Source organism: Desulfomicrobium baculatum DSM 4028 (assembly GCF_000023225.1).
Classification (GTDB): Bacteria; Desulfobacterota; Desulfovibrionia; order Desulfovibrionales; family Desulfomicrobiaceae; genus Desulfomicrobium; species Desulfomicrobium baculatum.
Genome location: NC_013173.1, coordinates 3,771,421 through 3,791,155, shown reverse-complemented (window position 1 = coordinate 3,791,155; position 19,735 = coordinate 3,771,421). Strand labels below are relative to the sequence as shown.

Here is a 19,735-nt window from a genome sequence, read left to right as displayed (position 1 = left end):
CTCTACTCGATGGTTACCTCGCGCAGGACATCCAGATTGTCCAAGACCTTGCCCGACCCCAGCGCCACCGTGGAGAGAGGATCGTCGACCACGGTGATGGGCAGGGAGGTCTCCTCGCGCAGCAGGCTGTCGAGGCCCTTCAAGAGCGCTCCGCCACCGGTCAGCACGATGCCCCTGTCGACAATGTCCGCCGCCAGTTCCGGCGGAGTCTGCTCCAGGGCGATGCGTACGGCCTGAACGATGGAATCGACGGGCTCGGAGATGGCCTTGCGGACCTCTTCCGAGGTGATGGTAATGTTCTGGGGAATGCCTGAAACCAGGTCGCGCCCCTTGACGTCCATGACCAATTCCGGATCCATGGGGTAGGCGGAGCCGATGGTCGTCTTGATGTCCTCGGCCGAACTCTCGCCGATGAGCATGTTGTATTTGCGTTTGACGTGCTGAAGAATCGCCTCGTCCATCTTGTCGCCGCCGATACGCACGGATTTGGAATAGACGATGCCGGCCAGGGAGATGACCGCCACTTCCGTGGTGCCGCCACCGATATCGACGACCATGTTCGAGGTCGGCTCGGTGATGGGCAGATCCGCGCCGATGGCCGCGGCCATCGGCTCCTCGATCAGAAAAACCTCGCGCGCTCCGGCGCTTTGGGCGGATTCCCGCACGGCACGCTTTTCGACCTGGGTGATGCCGGTGGGCACGCAGATGACGATGCGGGGCCGGACCAGCCTGCGGCTGTTGTGCACCTTGGAAATGAAATGGCGCAGCATGGCTTCGGTCACTTCGAAATCGGCGATGACCCCGTCCTTCATGGGACGAATGGCCACGATGTTGCCGGGGGTGCGGCCGAGCATCCGCTTGGCTTCGCTGCCCACAGCCAAAACCTTGTTGTTGCCCCGATTGTCGCGCTTGACGGCGACCACGGACGGTTCCCGCAGAACGATCCCCTTGCCCTTGACGTAGACGCAGGTGTTTGCGGTGCCGAGATCGATGGCCAGATCGTTCGAAAAGAAACCCAAAATCTTATCCAAAATCCTGGACATATATTTCCTCTTTTATCATGTTCAGCGCGGTAGGCTGGAAAAGCGTCGCCCGCTCCGGAGCACGGACCACTGCGGGACACTGATGGAACGGGTCCTAAAAAGATGTGTAATGAGCCTCGCTGCCTATCCGAATTTCAACGCGCAGGCAACCCGCACCGCAGCCAGGCACAAACCTCAATCATACCAACGATGTCTCACAACAGATTCTACCGACTGTCACTCTACTTCAAGCAGCGCTTTGGCCAACGGGTCCGTAAAATTCCGCTGGACGCCGGCAGCTCATGCCCAAACCGGGACGGCACCCTGTCCCGCAGCGGCTGTGCGTTCTGCAATCAGAAGGGGACCGGAACCGGCCTGGCCGAGGCCGGCATGTCCTTGCGTCATCAATATTTCGCGTATCGGGAGTTATCCCGGGACCGCGACACGGACACGCGCTTTCTGGGATATCTCCAGTCTTTCTCCAACACCCACGGGCCTGCGGAACGGTTGCGGGCGCTGCTGCAGGAACTGGCTGGGCTGCCGGACCTCGTCGGCCTGGCCATCGGCACCCGGCCGGACTGCCTTGACGAGGAAAAACTGGATATCCTGCGCAGTGCGCCTTTCGAAGAACTCTGGCTGGACCTGGGCCTGCAGTCCGCGCAAGACAGCACCCTGCACCGCATCAACCGCGGACATGACGCAGCGTGCTTCGCCACGTGGGCCCAAAAAGCCGCGGAACGGGGAATCAAGGTTTGCGCCCATGTCATCACCGGCTTGCCGGGGGAGAATTTGGCGGACTTCGAACAAACCATTCTCTTTGTCAACAGCCTGCCGGTGTCCGGCATAAAAATACATAATCTGTATATCTGCCGGGACACGCCCCTGGAATCCGCCTGGCGCGCCGGGTCGATCGCACTGCTCTCGCAGGAGGAATCCCAGACCTGGCTTGTGCGGGGAATTGCCCTGCTGCGGCAGGATATCGTGATTCACCGCATAAACAGCGACCCCGAACAGGACGAACTGCTCGCCCCTTTGTGGGCCATGAAAAAAACCGCCTACTTAAACGCGGTCAAACAGCACCTGCATGACACGGATACATGGCAAGGCAAGGCCCTGGGGCAAAAACGCCCGGAGTGGATGAACCCTCAAAAGGAAAAAACATGAACGCTTTTTCGGAGACGTTTGCAAACCGGTGGTTCTCGGTCACCTTTGTGTGGACGGACGGGCTTTTGACCCGGACAGACCTGAGCGCGGAACCTAAGGCCGCCACCGCGCCACTATCGCCCTACGGAGCCGCATTGGAACGGATCGTGACGCAGTACGCGAGCCTTCATGCCGACGAATGGCCGGAGATGCCTCTGGACAGACGCAGTCTGACCACCTTCTCCTTGAAGGTTCTGGACACGCTGCGCATGCACACACCCAGAGGCGCCTTCACTACGTATGGGCGGCTGGCCGATCGCTGTGGCTCGCCCCGGGCGGCTCGCGCCGTTGGCGGGGTCATGGCCAGAAACCCCTGGCCCCTGCTTGTTCCCTGTCACCGGGTACTGGCCGGCAACCTGGGGCTTGGCGGATTCGGGCCTGGAATTGAATTGAAACGAACCCTGCTCACTCTGGAAAAGGCTCCTCTTCCGGCGTGAACGCCGGGTGGCGCAGCTCCTCGTCGACCAGATCGGCATCTTCGGCGTAGAGCCGGACCAGGTTGCGCAGATGGGCAAAACTTGCCTCGTCCATACGAATGAAATCGATGGCGCCGTCCTGCCCGGCGCGGATGATCCGCCCGTGCATATGCATGCGCAGCCCCGATTCAAGCTCCAGCGTGACCTCGCACTCTTTGCCGGGAAGAATCCACTCCTCCGTGGAACACGCGAGCCCTTTCAAGCTCAAATCATGAACCTTGCCCCGGACCCTTTTGCCCTCAAAGGCGATTGTCAGCGGAAATTCAAGGCTGACCCGGCTTCGTTTGCGTCGCTCTTCTGACATGCTCCCTCCCGCCCATGCATGAACCATCTCTTGAAATTCGGATATATCGACCGCGAATGCGGCAGTGCCGGCCTGGTCATCACAGGCAAGACATTCTCACTGTTACGCGAATCCGGACTCTTCGTCGACACCCAACCGGGCGCCGTGCGCAACTTCCGCGCAGCGCCGACTGCGCGACCGGTCCCGGCCCCCGCACGGTCCGCTAAAAGAAAGCCCCGGAGCTTGGCCGGGGCTGACGTTTATTCCAGGAATATCTTTTTCTTGGGCCTAGGCGGTTCGGTCTTGGCCTCGGCCGGCTTCTTGCGACTGGGACGAGGGGCTTCCCTGGTCCGCGAGGCACTGTCGTCGGCCGGAGCCTCCGCAGACTTCGCCTTGGGTTCCCCGCGCGGCGGACGGGACGCAGGCGCAGGGGCTGCCGGGGCTTGCGCAACGCTTGGCGCCGGAGCGGAAGCCCCGGAGGGTGCGGCAGCCTCAGTCGCAACATCATTGCCGCCTTCGGGCTTTGCCCCTCCAGACTTGCGTGGACGGCGGCGACGACGCTTTTTCGGCGCGGCCGCAGGCTGTCCTTCTTCGGTCACATTCTCCTCGGGAGTGCCGGGCGCTACGGATTCTGCCGCCACGGCCTCATCCTTGGTCTCGGCCCGAGCGGGCGCAGCCTGCGGAGCGGGCTTCGGCGGCCGGGGGCTGCGGGGAGGCTGAATCTTTTCCGGGATGACCGCCGGCGCAGAGACCTGGGGCTCCACGACGACCTCGGGGGCTACCGCAGGGACTTCCGCAGGTTCAAGGGCGGCCGGCTGAACATCCGAGGCCTCCGGTGATATTTCAGGGCGGGCCTGCTCGCGCAAAGCTGCGTCAGCTCCGGCGGCCGGCTTTTTGCGGGACCGCTTGCGCCGACGCTTCTCGCCTTCGGGCCGTCCGTTCTCGGCCGGGACGGCCGCTGCGTCCGCAGGCTGCTCGGTCTGGATGTTCTCGGTCTGAGGCACTGGCCGGGGAGCGGGCATTCTGGGCGCTCTGGGCGCAGCAGGCTGCGCAGGCGCGGACTGGGGCCTGACAGGGCGGACCATGTCGACCAATTTCTCCGAAGGCTGCTCCAGCGGGGCATGAAAGGTACCCTGATAGAATTCGTCCACCAGCATGGCCAAAAGTGCGCGGGATTCGTCGTTGGCCGCAAGCTCGCCCACGGTGCGCATGAACCGCTGCATCCGCTCTTTTTGGATATTGTCGGCCTTGCGCAGGCGCGCCTCAAGCAAAAACACGGCCCGCTGGGAGATGAGCGTTTCAAGCTCCTCGTCGGCAGGCAGGGGCTGTTCGACCATGGGGATGGAGAATTTCTTGGCTATCTGCTCAAGCTCAATCTCTTCCATGCCCGAAACAAAGGATATCGCGACTCCGGCGGCTCCGGCCCTTCCGGTGCGTCCGGTGCGGTGCACGTAGGCCTCGTGATCCTGAGGCGGCTGATACTGGAAGACATGGGACAGCTCGTGGATGTCGATGCCGCGCGCGGCCACATCCGTGGCCACCAGGAACTTGAGTTTGTTCAGACGCAGCTTCTCAAGCACCTCTTCCCGCGCAGCCTGGGTCAGGTCGGCGCTGATCTCGCCCACATCGTAGCCGAAGCGACGCAGCACCGTGGACACAAAATGCACATCCGCCTTGGTGTTGCAGAAGATGATGGCCGAGGCCGGGTTCTCCTGCTCGATGATCTTGACCAGGATGCGGCTCTTCTGCATGGCCGGCACCTTGTAGACCACATGCAGCACGTCGCTGACGTGAACCTGGGACTGGCTTAAGGATACAAAGACCGGATCTTTCAGAAACTGCTGGGCCAGGCGCTTCACATGTCCGGGATAGGTCGCCGAGAACATGGCCGACTGCAGCCCGCGCGGCAAATAGCGCTGCAGCTGCTTCATGTCCGGATAAAAACCCATGGACAGCATGCGGTCGGCCTCGTCGAAGACCAGGATCTTCAGCCGGTCCAGGTTGAGATTCCCTTTGAGCAGGTGGTCCAGGATGCGCCCCGGCGTGCCGATGATGAGCTGCGCCCCGTCCTCAAGGCCCTGGATCTGGCCCTTGTAGCCCACGCCGCCGTAGATGGAGAGCGGTTTGATCCCGGCCTCCCGGCCCAGTTCCTCGGCATCGCGGGTGACCTGCACGGCCAGCTCGCGGGTGGGAACCAGGACCAGGGCCTGCGGCGCGCCAAGCCCTGTTTCAATGCGGTCCAGAATGGGCAGCAAAAAAGCCCCGGTCTTGCCGCTGCCGGTCTGCGACTGGACCATGACGTCCTGTCCGCCAAGCATGTACGGGATGGTTTGCACCTGCACCGGCATGAGCTCGGCCCAGTTCAAACGGGTCGCCGCGGCCTGCAGGGTTTGCGGCAGGTCGGCCATGGAAAATGCCTTGCCTTCGAAATTCTCGGTTTGGGAGCCCTCGCGCGGGGCGTCACCAAAATCAGTGGTGTCTGTCATAAGTGTCCTACACAGTTTCTGCGTGCATGCGATCCAGAATTCCAAGCACCATTTCGATGACGGAATTGCTGACCAGCATGCCCTTACGTGTCAGTTGAAGATGACCGGCGCGGAGGCGAACCAACCCGCTGGAGCGCAATTGCTCGACAGCCGGGTGGCGCCATGGAAATTCCGTTCCGGTCGTTGCCTTAAATTTTTCCAGGTCAAGCCCGGCGCCCGTGCGCAGGGTCAGCATGACCATTTCCTGCAGGCGCGTACGCGCCGTCAAAACCTCCGTCTCGTTTCGCTCTTTGCCCTCGGCCACAACCGCTGCATACTCGCCCAGAGCCGTGGGGTTCGACCACCTGCGGTCCTGGATGGTGGAAACCGCCGCCGGGCCGAGGCCCAGATACTCCAGGCCCGCCCAATAGCCCCGGTTGTGACGGCTCTCCCGACCCGGGCGGGCATAATTCGAAATTTCGTAATGAGCATATCCGCTCGACTCCAGAAATTCCGATCCGTCCATGTACATGAGGGCGCCGGTCTCCTCGTCCGGCAGGGTCAGCGCCCCTTCCTCGACCTTGCGCGTCAGGGCCGTACCGTCTTCCAGACTCAGCCCATAACAGGAGAGGTGCTCGGGCGACAACTCCACCGCCGCTGCCAGATCATTCATCCAGCGCTCATGAGTCTGACCGGGCAGCCCCCAGATCAGGTCCAGGCTCAAATTCGAGAATCCCGCCGCCCTCGCGGCCTGCACGGCAAGACGCGCCTGCCTGCTGTCGTGAGGACGCCCGAGCATGGCCAGCAGATCGTCTTGGAGGCTCTGCACACCGAGACTCAGCCGGTTCACTCCAAGGCCGCGCACGCTGTCCAGGAATCCGGGCCTAAGCACGGAATCCGGGTTGGCCTCCAGGGTGATTTCGGCATCTGCGCTCAGCGTAAAGCAGGTGCCAGCGGCCTCCAGCAAGGCCCCAATCTGACCGGGCTCCAAAAGCGACGGAGTCCCGCCTCCGAAATAAACCGACTCAACCGGGACCCGGCCCAGAACTTTCCCCCAATCCGCCAGCTCCCGCAAAACATGCTGCATATAAAGCGCCGCCGCTTCCCGGGAAAACGGACCGGAATGGAAGGCGCAGTAGCCGCATTTGCGCACGCAGAAAGGCACGTGAACGTAAAGCAGCATGAGCTAGGCGCGCCTGTCCAGCTCCGAGGAGTAGCGCTCGAACTCGCTGTAAAGGCAACCGCAGTACTGCTGCCGGTACATCCCCCATTCCTTTGACAGGGCAATGCCCTCGGACCACCCGGAACGAAAATCCTGGTAATGGAACTCCACTCCCGACCCCTCGGCCAGATCGTGACCCAAGGTCCTGATCTGTTCGTGCTTTTGGAACTTGCTGTAAAGGAGCGTGGAGGTGAAGGCGTCGAAGCCGCCGCGCCGGGCGATGGACAGGGCCCGCTCCAGCCGCAGGGAATAGCAGGGCAGACAGCGGTTCGGCTCGCGGTAGGTCACTGCCCTGAAATAGGCCTTGGGGTCGTACTCGTCATCCTTGAAGATGACCGGGATGCCGAGACGCTCGGCCATCTGGGCCACGCCTTCCCGGCGGCGCAGGTATTCCTGCAGGGGATGAATATTGGGATTGTAATATAAACCCGTCACACCCATCCCGGCCTCAAGCAAGGCCCGGACGGGTGTGATGGCGCACGGCCCACAGCAGATGTGAACCAAAATCTTCATGGAAGAACCTAGCAAAATGCGCAGTTGGGCGTTTCCGTAGGCATGACGAAGATCTTGCGACCGAATGTCTGCTCAAATTCCATGAGCTTTTCCCGCTTGCGGTTGACAAGATACTGCATGAGATCCGCGTCCGTCTTGTAGGTGAACGGCTCAAAGCTCTTGTCCTTGCGCAGTTCACGATAAATGTCTTTCAACGCCTGCATGGAGCGCCATTCCAGATTGCGGCGGGTGCCCGCGCCGGAGCAGTGCGGACACGGCTCCAGGCTTCCGGACAGGGCCGACGTGCCCAGACGCTGGCGAACAATCTCAAGCAGGCCGAACTTGGAGATGCGGCCGATATCCGTGCGCGCACGGTCGACTTTCAGGGCCTGGCGCAGCACCTTCTCCACTTCGCGGATGTGCTTGCCGTCCTTCATCTCGATGAAATCGACCACGATCTGGCCGCCGATGTCGCGCAGCATGAGCTGATTGGGGATTTCCTGCGCGGCCTCGATATTGGTGCGCAGAGCCATCTCCTTGAAATTCTTTTCGCCGCCGATCTTGCCGGAGTTGATGTCGATGGCCGTCAGGGCCTCGGTGTGGTCGATGACCAGTTGGCCGCCGCTGGGCAGATTGACGCTACGGCTGAAAATCTTCTGCAGCTGCGCCTCGATGCGAAAACGCTCATACAGAGTCCGCTCGGTTTCGGAGTGCACCTTGATGAATGTCTTGCGGCGGGGAAAAATAAGGGCGGCGAAATCAGTGATCTGCTTCGCGGTCTCGTCATCATCAACCCAGCATTCGGCGATGTCGGGAGTGAGGTAGTCGCGGATGGCCCGAAAGGCCAGATCCTTTTCCTCATAGATAAGGGCCGGGGATTCAGAGGAGATTCCCTTTTTGCGGATCTCTTTCCACAGGCGCTTCAGGAACTGCAAATCCCGCGACAGGCTGCTCTTGCTCTGGGACTCGCTGACCGTGCGCACGATGACGCCCAGGCCTTCGTCGAGCTTGAGCTCCTCGACGACCTCTTTCAAGCGGTCGCGCTCCTTTTCATCTTCGATCTTGCGGGAAATGCCGAGCTGTTCGCGGCCGGGGGTGAGTACGAAATAGCGGCCGGGGATGGACAGATACGTGGTCAGGAATGCACCCTTGGAGCCGGTCGGCTCCTTGACCACCTGCACCAGCACTTCCTGGCCGGGCTTTAAAACCTTCTGCAGGGGCGGGTACTTGCCCCGGCTGGGCACATCGCCCTGGTAATATTCAGGATGAACCTCGTCGACCTGCAAAAATCCGTTCTTTTCCGCCCCGTAATTGATGAAGGCGGCCTGCAGGGCCTGGTCCACGTTGTGGATCCTGGCCTTGTAGATGTTTCCCTTGGTCTTGCTCTGGTGGAGCATTTCAACATAATATTCGCACACCACGCCATCTTCCATGATGGCCACTTCCACCTGTTCGCCAGGCAGCACGCTGATGAACATCTTGCGCTTCTGCTTCTCGCCCATACGTATCCTCAAATGAAAAAAGTTTCCGGCAAAGCCGGGGAAAAATGAAAAAATTTGCGTATCAAAAAAACCGGAAAAAATTTGCAGACACGTTGCGTGTGGCGAAAGAGACTACACAGTGACCGGACTCTGCCGGACGCACAGCACGCCGAGTATCAAGGAGGTTCTCTACCCGCCCAGAGGAGCTATAGCAAGAAAAACCATCTTCAGGGCAAAGGGGATTGCTTGACATCCCATTATGCCATGGCTACTCCCGCCTACGCACTTTACAGGAGGCCACATGCTCGAACCGGGACAGCTGGTAATGCTGCTCAACGCAAACGACAAGCGATATTTTGTTACTGCCCAGGAAGGGCAGGTCATGCATACAAATGAAGGACTTCTGCACCTCGACGAAGTCCGCGCCGCAGGCTGGGGACAGCAGGTCATGACGCACAAGGGCTACCCCTTCACCGTCATGCGCCCCACCCTTTATGATCTGGTCAAGTCGGTAAAACGCCGCACGCAGATCATTTATCCCAAGGAAATCGGCTACATCGTCATGAAACTGGGCATCGGCCCCGGTTGCCGCATCGTCGAGGCCGGTTGCGGCTCCGGCGGCCTGACCACGGCCCTGGCCTGGCTGGTCGGCGACACAGGCAAGGTCTACACCTACGAACGCCGTGAGGAATTCTATACCCTTTGCCGCCAGAACCTGGAGCGCATCGGCCTTTCCCACCGCGTGGAGCAGTTCCATCACGACATCGCCGAGGGCTTCAACCCGCATGCCGCCGACGCCCTCTTTTTGGACGTGCGCGAACCCTGCGACTATATCCATCATATTCCAAGCGCGGTTGTGCCCGGCGCGCCCATAGGCTTTCTGCTGCCGACCACCAACCAGGTCCAGGACCTGCTCAAGGTGCTGCAGGACGGGCCCTTCAGGCAGATCGAAGTGGTGGAAATCTTCCTGCGCCACTACAAGCCCGTGCCCGAGCGCCTGCGGCCCGAAGACCGCATGGTCGCTCATACCGGATTTCTGGTCTTTGCCCGCACGTTTGCCCAGCTTGACAAGCCTGAAACCGAGGAACCGCAAGGGCCGTCGCAGGAAGACATGCCGCAGGAGCCTTTGACCGAAGACTGAGCAAACATCAATTCATCTTCTATTTCAAGGATTTGCAGGTACCCACTTGCAAATCCTTTTTTTATTCCTGTATAAGACTGTTTTTTCCACCTTTTGACCCCGACCCCACGGCCGGACATAGCCCCGCAAGGAGGAGTGCTGATGACCCGCAAGGATCGCACCGAAGGCATTTTCAGCCGCCGCGAAGTTCTGGATGCTACGGAACGCCAGAAATATTACCAGATCCAGCTCAAAGAGCTGCTCTCTTATGCCTATAGATATTCCGAGGACGTAAAAAAGCGCTTTGACCGCGCACAGTTTTCCGTGGAAAAATTCCGCGACCTCATCGACCTCAAGCACGTTCCGATCCTCAAGAAAAAGGAGCTCATCTTCCTGCAGTCCATGGGCCCGCGCCTGGGCGGCCTCTTGACCAAGGATCTGGGCGAACTGCGCCGCGTCTTCCTGTCGCCCGGTCCCATCTTCGATCCCGAAGACAGAGGGGACGACTACTGGGGCTGGACCGAGAGCTTTTACGCCGCAGGCTTCCGTTCCGGCGACCTGGTCCAGAACACCTTCAACTACCACATGACCCCGGCCGGCCTCATGTTCGAGGAGCCCCTGCGCCAGCTCAGCTGCGCCGTGGTGCCCACTGGTCCCGGCAACACCGGCAGCCAGCTCGACATCATGAAGAAGCTGCGCGTGACCGGCTACGTGGGCACGCCGAGCTACCTCATGCACCTGGCCCAGAAGGGCGAGGAGAAGGGCCTCAACCTGCGCAAGGACCTGTACCTGGAAGTGGCCTTTGTCACCGGCGAGAAATTCTCCGAGAAGCTGCGCTCCACGCTCGAAAAGAAGTTCGACCTCATCATGCGCCAGGGCTACGGCACGGCGGATGTGGGCTGCATCGGCTACGAATGCTTCCACAAGAACGGCCTGCACATCGCCAACCGCGCCTATGTGGAGATCTGCCATCCGGACACGGGCATCCCGCTGAAAGACGGCGAGGTGGGCGAAATCGTGGTCACGGCCTTCAACAAGACCTACCCGCTCATACGCCTGGCCACGGGCGACCTGTCCTACATCGACCGCGCGTCCTGCCCCTGCGGCCGCACCTCCCCGCGCCTGGGCACCATTGTCGGCCGCGTGGACACCACGGCCCGCATCAAGGGCATGTTCGTGTACCCGCACCAGGTCGAACAGGTCATCTCCGGCTTCGAAGAGATCAAGAGATGGCAGATCGAAGTCACCAACCCCGGCGGCATCGACGAGATGACGCTTTTGATCGAAACCTCGGGCTTCAAGCGCGAGGAGGAGCTGCTGCACATGTTCCGCGAAAAGATCAAGATCCGTCCGGCGCTCAAAATCCTCACCCCCGGCACCCTGCCCCCGCAGATCCGGTTCATCGAGGACAAGCGCAATTGGGATTGATGAGCCGCCTCATCCTCCCTTTGCTGCTGGCAATACTTGCCGGATGCGCAAAACCGGCGACGGTGACATCCCCATGGGTGTCCCCGCCGCCGGGATCCTTTCTTTCGGCCGCGGCCGAGCCCCTGTCCGACGCCGAAGTCGTGAAGCAGGCCAGCCGCGCCGATTTCATCCTTGTGGGCGAGAGCCACACAAACCCCTGCGACCACGCCGTCCAGACGCGCCTCATCGAAGCCATGGCACAAAGCGGACAGCGCTTCTCCATCGGCCTTGAGATGCTCCCGGTGACGAGCCAGTCCGTGCTGGACGGATTCAACGCGCGGCGCATCACTGCCGGCGACCTCGGCGAAGAAGTGGGCTGGGAAAAACTCTGGGGCTACTCCTACGCCCTGTACAAACCTGTTTTCGAGCTGGCTGAAAAATTCGACCTGCCCGTGATTGCCCTGAACATCCCGAGGCAAACGCTGGTCACATTCCGCGACAAGGGCAACATGGGCCTTGGCGAAGCCGACAGGAACGCCCTGCCGCGCCGGATCATTCCGGCCAGTCCGGCCCAAAAGGCGGCCCTTGCAATGCAGGTCGGACTGCACCAAAGCATGCGTACGCCCGCAGCCGCGCCCAAAGATACTCCTGCCGCGGACGCCAAGCCTCCCGGAACCATGCCCGGCAAGCCTCCCTCCATGGATGAAATGGCTGAAAAGTTCTATCTCGTGCAAGCCCTGTGGGATTCCATGATGGCCGAACAGGCCCTGGCCTGGAAAGAAAGACTGGCCCGGCCCATGCTGATCCTGGCCGGAAGCGGACACGTGGAACACGGCTGGGGCATCGAATACCGGCTGCGCACCCTGGACCCGAAAGCCGCCTGCCTCTCCGTCATGCCCGTCCGCGACGAGGCGGATTTCAAGGCGCAAACCGACGCGGCCCAGCGCCCCCTGCCTGCGGATCAGGTCTATTTCCACTGCGCCGCACAGCATAAAAGCCGCCTCGGCATGAACATCCTTTTCGAGGAAAAGGCCATGCGCGTGGAAAGCGTGGACCCCGGCTCCAAGGCCGACATTGCCGGTCTGATGGCGGGAGACATACTGCTCAAGGGCGGGGACAGGGATCTCAAGGAAGCCATGGACCTGCACTTCGCGGCCATGGCCGCTTCCCGTCAGAACAAACCGCTGGAACTCACCGTCCAGCGGGCCGACCAGACCATAAACCTGTCCATCCCCCTGGCCTCCCCTCAAGACTGATGCCCGAACTGCCCGAAGTCGAAACCATCGCCCGCGGCCTGCACACCCTGGTTCAGGGACGCCGCATCCGCGAAGTCCTCCATTTTACGCCAAGCGTTCTGCGGGCCGGGAACCCAGGCTCCCTGCCGGGCAGGACCATCACCTATGTCTCGCGCCGGGCCAAGCTCCTCCTGGTCCATCTGGACCAGGGCGAATGCCTGGCCTTCCACCTCAAAATGACAGGGCGGGTCTGGGTCGCAAGCCCGGGCCAGGACCTGCCCAAACACACGCATCTGGTCTGCGAGCTTGAAGGCAGGGACCGCTTGATCTTCGAAGACACGCGGCGTTTCGGATTCTTCGGAATATATGGGCCGCAAGATATTGAGGCCTGGAGCTTTTATCAAAACCTCGGCCCCGAACCGCTGCAGAGCACGGCCGAGGACCTGGCACTGCGCCTCGGTGCGCGCCGTGCAGGGGTGAAGAGCCTGCTTCTCAATCAGACAGTCCTGGCCGGAATCGGCAACATCTACGCCGACGAATCCCTCTTCGCGGCCCGTATCCATCCGGCCAGCCTGGCCGCGAACATACCTCTTGCAAAACGCGTCCAGCTCTGCTCGGAGCTGCAGCGCATCCTGCTCGAAGCCATCGCCGCTGGCGGCAGCACCATCAGCGACTACCGCAACGCCTATGGCAAAAGCGGCATCTTCCAGGACAGTTTCGAGGTCTACGGCAAGAAGGGCCAGCCCTGCCCCGCCTGCGGCAGGGCGCTGAAGGCAGAGCAGATCGCGGGAAGGACGTCGACGCATTGTCCGCGTTGCCAGAAATTGTATTAGTTTGAAACGTAATGGGCTGGCACGGACTGGCACAGACGGACAGGCGAGGTCTTTTCTTTAGAATTCAGGCTCCAGGATGGTGGCGCCGCAGAGGGGCTTTTCCTTTCCCTTTTTGAGTGACGCGCTGGAGCGTTTGGATTTTTTGAGCTCGGCTTCGCCATGCCCGTTGCCGTGCTTTTCCAGGACGGCCCGGTAGCGCTCGTTGCGGCTCAAATTCAAAGACAGAACCACATGCTCGCGCTCTTCCTTGAAACCCTTCTTGCCGAAAAACTTGAGCGCCGCCGTGTTGCTCGGGTCGGTGTCGGCAATGAGATAGCGCGCCCCGGCCTCGACCATGCGCTCCACCAGCTTGTCATAAAGTTTTTGCGCCACGCCGGTGGAATGAAAGGCCCTGTCCACCCCCAGCCAGACGATATAGCCGTAGGTCCAGGACGCCTTGCTGATGAGCGTGCCGATGATGAATCCGGCCAGGGCGTCGCCGACCTCGGCCACCAGGCTGAATTCCGGGTCCGTGTTGTAGTGGCCGACCACCTCCCATTCGTCCCAGGTGCGGTACAGAAAAGGATACAGGTCACAGGTGAAAAGCCGCTCGCCAAGGTGATAGACAGGGGCGAGGTCGTCCAATTCCATCTCGCGAACGGTGACTTCGGGGCGGGAGGTGCGTTCTGATGCCATGATGCCGGGGGTTGAGGATAACGTGACTTTTGATGGTTAAAACGCCCTTCATGCCGCTGTCAACGCGCTGCGGCATGAAAGACCACTCACCACGGACCACAAAAAAAAGCCGGGGCGGCATGAAGCGGCCCCGGAGCAACCAACCGTCGTGCTTTGTTTAGCGTTTATTGTCGGGCAGGGTCACGTTGAATTCCAGCACCTCGCAGTCGCCGTCCCGGTTCACGTCCACGCGGATGTTGTCGAGCTCCACATGCACGTATTTCTGGACCACGAGCAGAAGCTCCTGACGCAGCCGGGGCAGAAACTCATACCCGCCGTTTTGCGCCCGCTCGTGGGCCACGATGATCTGCAAGCGATTCTTGGCAACCTCGGCAGTGTTTTTCTTGGTACGAAAATAACTGAAGATTCCCATGTCAGCCTCCAAATATCCTGGAAAAAAAGCCCTTCTTGGCCGGATTGATGAACCTGTGGGGCAGGGTCTCGCCCAGAAGCCTGGAAACGGCATCCTCGTAGGCCTGACCCGCGTCGCTGACGTTGTCGAGAATGACCGGTTCCCCGGAATTGGAGGCGGCCAGCACGGACTTGGACTCCGGGATCACCCCCAGAAGCGGGATGGCCAGGATCTCCTCCACATCCGTCACGCTCAGCATCTCGCCCCGCGCGACCCGTTCGGGATCATAGCGGGTCAGGAGCAGATGCTCCCTGATGTTCCCGCCGTTCTTGGCCTTTCTGGTTTTGCTCTGGAGCAGCCCGAGCACCCGGTCGGAATCACGCACCGAAGACACCTCCGGGTTGGTCACAACCACGGCCTCGTCAGCGAAATGCATGGCCATGAGCGCCCCGTGCTCGATGCCGGCCGGGGAATCGCAAATGACGAAGTCGAACCGGGCGGAAAGCTCGTCCAGCACCTTCTCCACGCCTTCCATGCGCAGGGCGTCCTTGTCCTTGGTCTGGGACGCGGGGAGTATGAAAAGATTTTCGACCCGCTTGTCGCGGATCATGGCCTGATGCAGGGTCGCATCGCCCTGGATGACGTTGACGAAATCGTAGACCACCCGACGCTCGCACCCCATGATCAGGTCGAGGTTGCGCAGGCCCACGTCGAAATCAAGCACCGCGACCTGCATGCCCCTGCGGGCCAGGCCCGTGGCCAGGGAAGCGCTGGAAGTGGTCTTGCCGACCCCGCCCTTGCCCGAAGTAACAACAATAATTTTACCCACAGTCCCTCCTGGTCCTGTCAAAGTGATTCAATCAAAAGCTGGCGTCCGCTCAACCGGATCTGAGCCGAAACGCCATGCAGGTTTTCGGGCAGATCCTCGCTGACCCGGTACAGTCCGGCAACAGAGATCAGCTCCGCCCGCAATTCTTTGCAAAAGATCCGCGCCCCTTCGAAACCCATGACTCCGGCCAGGGCCCGCCCACGCAGCGGCGCGTAGATATGGATATTGCCGTCGGCGATGACCTCGGAGCCCTGCCCCACGGGGGCCAGCACCACAAGATCGCGGCCCTTGGCATAAATCTGCTGTCCGGATCGCACGGGCTTGTCCACAATCATGGCCGCGGCGTCGGAAAACGGAGCATTCGGTCCGCCACTCGAAACCCGGCTCGGAGCAGGCCTGCTCTCCGGAAAGACGCCCAAGTGAAGATTGGGGGCCAGACGCTCATGAAATTCGTTTCCGCCCTGGATGCCCACGGGCATCATGCCCTGCTCCCGCAGCATGCGCACCAGCCCGCTCAGGTCCAGCCCGTTGCGCATCTCGCCCAGTGCGGACAGGTCCACAATGACGGCCATGTTGCGAAAAAATTCGGGAGTCTGCCCCAGACGCTCCTCAACATCACCGCTCAGCTTGGCCAGATCGACCGTCAGCGGCCTGAACAGCGTGCAAGGAGCGACTTTACCTTTGATTTCAAAGGACGGCACATCAATGTCCTTAAGGAGTTAAGCGTTAAAATCCGGGAAATGCCCCGAGGATGAACGGCGGCTTTACCGTGGCCTGAACCTGAACACAAGTCCGCTCTGCCCTCCCGTGCTTGAGGCCGCCCCTTGACGAGCCCCACGGTCTTGCCCATGAAAATGCATTACGTCATCGCAAACCCGAGGTACTTCATGGATATCCGTCACGTCATCGAGCAGGAAATTCCTTACGACCGTTTTCTGGGCCTCCTGGTGGAAGAAATCCGCCCCGGCTATGCCCGGCTGCGCATGCCCTATCGCCCGGAATTCATTGGCGACCCGCGCCGCCCGGCGCTGCATGGCGGCCTCATCTCCATGCTCGTGGACACCTGTGGCGGCTCGGCCGTGTGGGCGGCCTGCTCGGTGCGGGACCGGGTGGCGACCATCGACATGCGCGTGGACTACCTGCGTCCGGCCGACCCGGCGGATCTCATCGCCATCGGCGAGGTCAAACTGCTGGGCAACAGGGTCGGCAACGCCACCGTGCAAATTTTTTCCGCGAATAATCCGGATGTGGTCATTGCCGAAGGCCGGGCCGTGTATAATATTCGAAAGGCAGGAGCAAAAGCTCCGGACAACGTGTGCATCCCGATCGGCAATCCATGACAGCCAGGAGGCTCCCATGAAAAAATCAATGCTTTTGTTTGTTTTGGCAGCGCTTGTCTGCATATGCGCAGCACCGGCCCTGGCCGGGACCATTGTCGAAGACTGGAACGCAGTGCAGCCTCCGGTGCCCGTGGAGCTCAAAGCCGTGACGGTCAGTCCGGAGAATACGGCCTTTCTTGTGCTCGACATCGAAGAACGGACCTGCAACATGCAGGCGCGGCCACGCTGCGTGGAGTCCGCGCCCCGCATCGGCGCCTTCCTGGCCAAAGCCAGGGCAGCGGGAATGCCCGTGGTGCACAGCCTGACCAGCAAGGGCACGCCTGACACCATCCTCCCCGAGGCCAAACCCTTGCCCGCGGAGCCCATTGTCCAGTCCTCCGTGGACAAGTTCTTCAACACCGAGCTTGCGGCGATCCTGAAAAAACTGAACGTGGAGAACGTCATCATTGTCGGCACCACTGCCGAAGGCGCGGTCCTGCATACCGCCACCGGCGCGTCCATGCGCGGCATGAACGTCATCGTGCCCGTGGACGGCATGTCTGCAGGCACCCTCTATGCCGAGCAGTACACGGCCTGGCATCTGCTGAACGCCCCCGGCACGCGAGCCCGGGCCAGTCTGACCAGGCTGGACATGATCGACATCACTTTGAAATAATCGGTCGGGGGGAGCCCCCGACCAGGAATGAACATATGCACCTTATGAACCCTGAACACATCCAGCTGCTCGACGCCCTGAGCCAGGGCGCGGTGATTTTGCGCGACGGCAGGATTGCCCACGCCAACCTCTGTTTTGCCACGATCTGCAACGCCGGCCGAGAGACTCTGCGAGAAAGATTTTTTTGCGACTTCGTCATCCCCAAGCACCGCGACCGGGTCGAGAAGTACCTGCTTGGAATTCCGGACGAACCGAGCTGCTCGCAAAAAACGGTCGAATTCACCCTGCAGGATGCAAACGGGGCCGAATCGTTTGTCGAAATGCAGGCCAAAAAAATCAGCTACCTGGGCCTGCCTGCGCTGCTCTGCTCCCTGACCGACATCACCCAGAAGACGAAGACCAGCCAAAAACTCAAGCGCATTCTTGATTCCATCCCGGAAGTGATCATGGCCTTCGACCGCGAACATTCACGCATAGAGTCGGCCAACAGCGCTACAGAGGGAATCTACGGACTTCCGGCGGACCAGTTTGTCGGCAACATCTTTCACCCCATCGACCTGGTCTTCCCCGAGGACAGCGCAAAGGTTCAGGCCTTCTATGCAGGGCTCATCGAAAATGAGATCGACCGCATCGAGTACCGCATCGTCCACGCCAACGGCGATATCCGCTGGGTGCGGGACGAGGGCGAAGTCATCTACAAGGAACAGGGCCTGGGCAGAATCCAGCAGGTCTACCATTTCATCAAGGACATAACGGATCGCAAGAACGACGAGGAAAAGCTGCGCGTCAACGAGCAGAAGTACCGGCGTATCTTTCAGTACTCCACCGACCCCATCTTCGTGGCCATGCCGGATGGAAGCTTCGTGGACATAAACCAGGCCGCCATCTCACTCTTCGGGTATGAAAACCGCGAGCATGCCCTGAAGGGCAACGTCGTCGACCATTTCACGGCCGAAAAGGAACGAAAGGCCATCATGACCGCCATCATCCAGGACGGCAGCATCACCGACCACCCGACCCGGCTCAAGACCCTGTCTGGAGAGACCGTGGATGTCGTCGTGACCGGAGGCTGCAGGAAAAACCGCAACTCGGGACTCCTGGAAAGTTACCAGATCATCCTGCACGACATGCGCGCCCTGATCGAACGCACGGAGCTGGAAACCTACCGCCGAACCATGGGCGGCCTCTCGGACCGCCTGAACAACATCGCGCAGGCCCAGGCCATGCAGTACGGGCTGATGTCGGATTATATCGAAGCCTTGAAATCCACCGCGGACGGCCAGCGCAAGGAACAGCTTCTCGCGCGTCTGCTGGACAAGGTCAGCGATTCAAAGCGGTCCCTGGAAGACCTGCGCGTGCTCGGCGAAAAAATTCGCAAGATCTACCATGCGCCGGAACCGCCGATACCGGTTCCGGACGGGACCGGCGGCATTCTCTTCGACCTCAAGTAGAAGCCTGCCGTCCTTGTCCGGCCAAATTATCAGCCGGCAAGGCCCTCGTCATCAGCACCTCTAACTACCAGGAGCTCACCATGACTGCGGATATCTTCGCACCTTTCACGCTTGGCGCATACACATTGCGGAACCGCCTTGGCGTGGCGCCCATGACCCGCATGTCCGCAGGCAGGGAAGCCATTCCGCGCCAGGACGTCCTGGATCTTTTGGTCCGGCGGGCCCAAAACGGCGCGGCCCTGGTTTTCACCGAGGCCATCGTCACGGACTACGAGAGCGCCCAGGGGTATCCTGGCCAGGCCAGATTGCTGACCCAGCCCCAGATCGATGCTTGGAAAGCCGTCACCGAGGCCATCCGCGCGCGCGGAGCAGTCTCCATCATGCAGATGTTTCACTGCGGACGCATGGCCTGGCCGGAAATCAACCCCGCCGGCCGTTCCATCGCGCCCAGCCCCGTCACGCCCAAGCAGGCCAATCCGCTCACCGGCCAGCCCTACCCCGTGCCCGACGCCATGAGTCATTTCGACATCGCCCATGTCGTCAGCGGGTTCGTGGAGACAGCCAAGGGGGCAGTGGCCGCCGGATTTGACGGAGTGGAGATCCACGGCGCCCACGGCTACCTCATCAACCAGTTCCTCTCCAGCTATTCAAACCATCGCACCGATGAATACGGCGGCACAATGGCCAACCGTTTTCGTTTCGCGCGAATGATCATCCGCGCCGTGCGCGATGTTCTGCCCAAAGACACGCTGCTCACATTTCGCGTTTCCAACTGGGGCATCGCGGACATGGACGTATCCCTGTGCAAGGATGCCCGAGAGTGGGAAGAGCTCATCGACCTCATCGATTCCGAGCCCATCGACGCCCTGTCCCTCTCGACCTACGATTTCAAGGGCAAGGCTTTTGGCACGGAGCAGACCATGAGCGGCCTGACACGCTCCCGGACCACCAAACCGCTCATGATCTGCGGCAAGATCCACGACCGCAGGACAGCGCAGGAGGCGCTTGCCGAGGCGGACATTGTCCTGTCCGGCAAGTCCATCCTGCTCAACCCAAACTTCGTGGAGGATGTGCGCCAGGGCAAGGAGTTGCCGCTGTATTCCTCCGCAGAGGCAAACGTGGCCTACACCTTCGAACCCCTGCCTTAAGGTCCCA

General features: G+C 60.9%; 20 protein-coding genes. 10 read left to right on the top strand and 10 right to left on the bottom strand.

Going from position 1 to position 19,735, the window contains the following annotated elements; genetic code table 11:
- Positions 1-2: 2 nt before the first annotated feature.
- Positions 3-1,043 carry a rod shape-determining protein gene (locus DBAC_RS16770; RefSeq protein WP_015775515.1) on the bottom strand — a complete coding sequence of 347 codons (1,041 nt, stop codon included), beginning with the start codon at positions 1,041-1,043 and terminating at the stop codon, positions 3-5.
- Positions 1,044-1,232: 189 nt separating this feature from the next.
- Here DBAC_RS16770 and mnmL point away from each other — a divergent pair, with 189 nt between their 5' ends.
- Together mnmL and DBAC_RS19470 are read left to right on the top strand one after the other, a co-directional pair.
- The gene (mnmL, locus tag DBAC_RS16765; RefSeq protein ID WP_015775514.1) at positions 1,233-2,186 is read left to right on the top strand and encodes a tRNA modification radical SAM protein MnmL/YtqA; all 954 of its coding nucleotides are present in this window, start codon (positions 1,233-1,235) and stop codon (positions 2,184-2,186) included.
- Positions 2,183-2,662, top strand: coding sequence for a methylated-DNA--[protein]-cysteine S-methyltransferase (locus tag DBAC_RS19470; RefSeq protein ID WP_015775513.1), 480 nt, complete (start codon positions 2,183-2,185; stop codon positions 2,660-2,662). The genes mnmL and DBAC_RS19470 overlap by 4 nt, the downstream gene beginning before the upstream one ends.
- Here DBAC_RS19470 and DBAC_RS16755 read toward each other — a convergent pair.
- From DBAC_RS16755 to DBAC_RS16735, 5 genes are all read right to left on the bottom strand, one after another.
- Complete coding sequence (locus DBAC_RS16755) at positions 2,631-3,005, bottom strand: PilZ domain-containing protein (RefSeq protein WP_015775512.1); 375 nt, start codon at positions 3,003-3,005, stop codon at positions 2,631-2,633. The two genes, DBAC_RS19470 and DBAC_RS16755, sit on opposite strands and share 32 nt — an antisense overlap.
- A gap of 239 nt (positions 3,006-3,244) precedes the next feature.
- Positions 3,245-5,470, bottom strand: coding sequence for a DEAD/DEAH box helicase (locus DBAC_RS16750; protein WP_015775511.1), 2,226 nt, complete (start codon positions 5,468-5,470; stop codon positions 3,245-3,247).
- A 7-nt stretch (positions 5,471-5,477) separates the two neighbouring features.
- Entirely contained in the window at positions 5,478-6,632 is a 1,155-nt protein-coding gene (hemW, locus tag DBAC_RS16745; protein ID WP_015775510.1) for a radical SAM family heme chaperone HemW, read from the bottom strand.
- Positions 6,633-6,635: 3 nt separating this feature from the next.
- Positions 6,636-7,184: an epoxyqueuosine reductase QueH gene (locus DBAC_RS16740; protein WP_015775509.1), complete on the bottom strand. Its 549-nt coding sequence runs from the start codon at positions 7,182-7,184 to the stop codon at positions 6,636-6,638.
- A gap of 8 nt (positions 7,185-7,192) precedes the next feature.
- The gene (locus DBAC_RS16735) at positions 7,193-8,665 is read right to left on the bottom strand and encodes an Rne/Rng family ribonuclease (RefSeq protein WP_015775508.1); all 1,473 of its coding nucleotides are present in this window, start codon (positions 8,663-8,665) and stop codon (positions 7,193-7,195) included.
- 280 nt (positions 8,666-8,945) lie between these two features.
- Here DBAC_RS16735 and DBAC_RS16730 point away from each other — a divergent pair, with 280 nt between their 5' ends.
- From DBAC_RS16730 to mutM, 4 genes are all read left to right on the top strand, one after another.
- Positions 8,946-9,785 carry a tRNA (adenine-N1)-methyltransferase gene (locus tag DBAC_RS16730; RefSeq protein ID WP_015775507.1) on the top strand — a complete coding sequence of 280 codons (840 nt, stop codon included), beginning with the start codon at positions 8,946-8,948 and terminating at the stop codon, positions 9,783-9,785.
- 141 nt (positions 9,786-9,926) lie between these two features.
- Complete coding sequence (locus tag DBAC_RS16725; protein ID WP_015775506.1) at positions 9,927-11,192, top strand: phenylacetate--CoA ligase family protein; 1,266 nt, start codon at positions 9,927-9,929, stop codon at positions 11,190-11,192.
- Positions 11,193-11,269: 77 nt separating this feature from the next.
- Positions 11,270-12,427, top strand: coding sequence for a ChaN family lipoprotein (locus DBAC_RS16720; protein ID WP_167320955.1), 1,158 nt, complete (start codon positions 11,270-11,272; stop codon positions 12,425-12,427).
- Entirely contained in the window at positions 12,427-13,239 is an 813-nt protein-coding gene (mutM, locus tag DBAC_RS16715) for a bifunctional DNA-formamidopyrimidine glycosylase/DNA-(apurinic or apyrimidinic site) lyase (RefSeq protein ID WP_015775504.1), read from the top strand. Before DBAC_RS16720 ends, mutM begins: the two co-directional genes overlap by 1 nt.
- A gap of 57 nt (positions 13,240-13,296) precedes the next feature.
- On the opposite strand, the gene DBAC_RS16710 is transcribed toward mutM, so the two are convergent.
- From DBAC_RS16710 to minC, 4 genes are all read right to left on the bottom strand, one after another.
- The gene (locus DBAC_RS16710; protein ID WP_015775503.1) at positions 13,297-13,914 is read right to left on the bottom strand and encodes a GNAT family N-acetyltransferase; all 618 of its coding nucleotides are present in this window, start codon (positions 13,912-13,914) and stop codon (positions 13,297-13,299) included.
- Positions 13,915-14,071: 157 nt separating this feature from the next.
- The gene (gene minE, locus DBAC_RS16705) at positions 14,072-14,326 is read right to left on the bottom strand and encodes a cell division topological specificity factor MinE (protein ID WP_015775502.1); all 255 of its coding nucleotides are present in this window, start codon (positions 14,324-14,326) and stop codon (positions 14,072-14,074) included.
- Position 14,327: 1 nt separating this feature from the next.
- Positions 14,328-15,134: a septum site-determining protein MinD gene (minD, locus tag DBAC_RS16700; protein ID WP_015775501.1), complete on the bottom strand. Its 807-nt coding sequence runs from the start codon at positions 15,132-15,134 to the stop codon at positions 14,328-14,330.
- A 17-nt stretch (positions 15,135-15,151) separates the two neighbouring features.
- Positions 15,152-15,835 carry a septum site-determining protein MinC gene (minC, locus tag DBAC_RS16695; RefSeq protein ID WP_015775500.1) on the bottom strand — a complete coding sequence of 228 codons (684 nt, stop codon included), beginning with the start codon at positions 15,833-15,835 and terminating at the stop codon, positions 15,152-15,154.
- A gap of 147 nt (positions 15,836-15,982) precedes the next feature.
- Between minC and DBAC_RS16690 the strand changes: the two genes are divergently transcribed.
- The 4 genes from DBAC_RS16690 (at position 15,983) to DBAC_RS16675 (ending at position 19,728) form a co-directional block, all read left to right on the top strand.
- The gene (locus tag DBAC_RS16690) at positions 15,983-16,474 is read left to right on the top strand and encodes a PaaI family thioesterase (RefSeq protein ID WP_228644909.1); all 492 of its coding nucleotides are present in this window, start codon (positions 15,983-15,985) and stop codon (positions 16,472-16,474) included.
- Between the two features lie 16 nt (positions 16,475-16,490).
- On the top strand, positions 16,491-17,129 hold the full coding sequence (locus DBAC_RS16685; protein WP_015775498.1) for a cysteine hydrolase family protein: 639 nt from the start codon (positions 16,491-16,493) through the stop codon (positions 17,127-17,129).
- 35 nt (positions 17,130-17,164) lie between these two features.
- Positions 17,165-18,580: a PAS domain S-box protein gene (locus DBAC_RS16680; protein WP_015775497.1), complete on the top strand. Its 1,416-nt coding sequence runs from the start codon at positions 17,165-17,167 to the stop codon at positions 18,578-18,580.
- A gap of 80 nt (positions 18,581-18,660) precedes the next feature.
- Positions 18,661-19,728, top strand: coding sequence for an oxidoreductase (locus tag DBAC_RS16675; protein WP_015775496.1), 1,068 nt, complete (start codon positions 18,661-18,663; stop codon positions 19,726-19,728).
- Positions 19,729-19,735 lie beyond the last annotated feature (7 nt).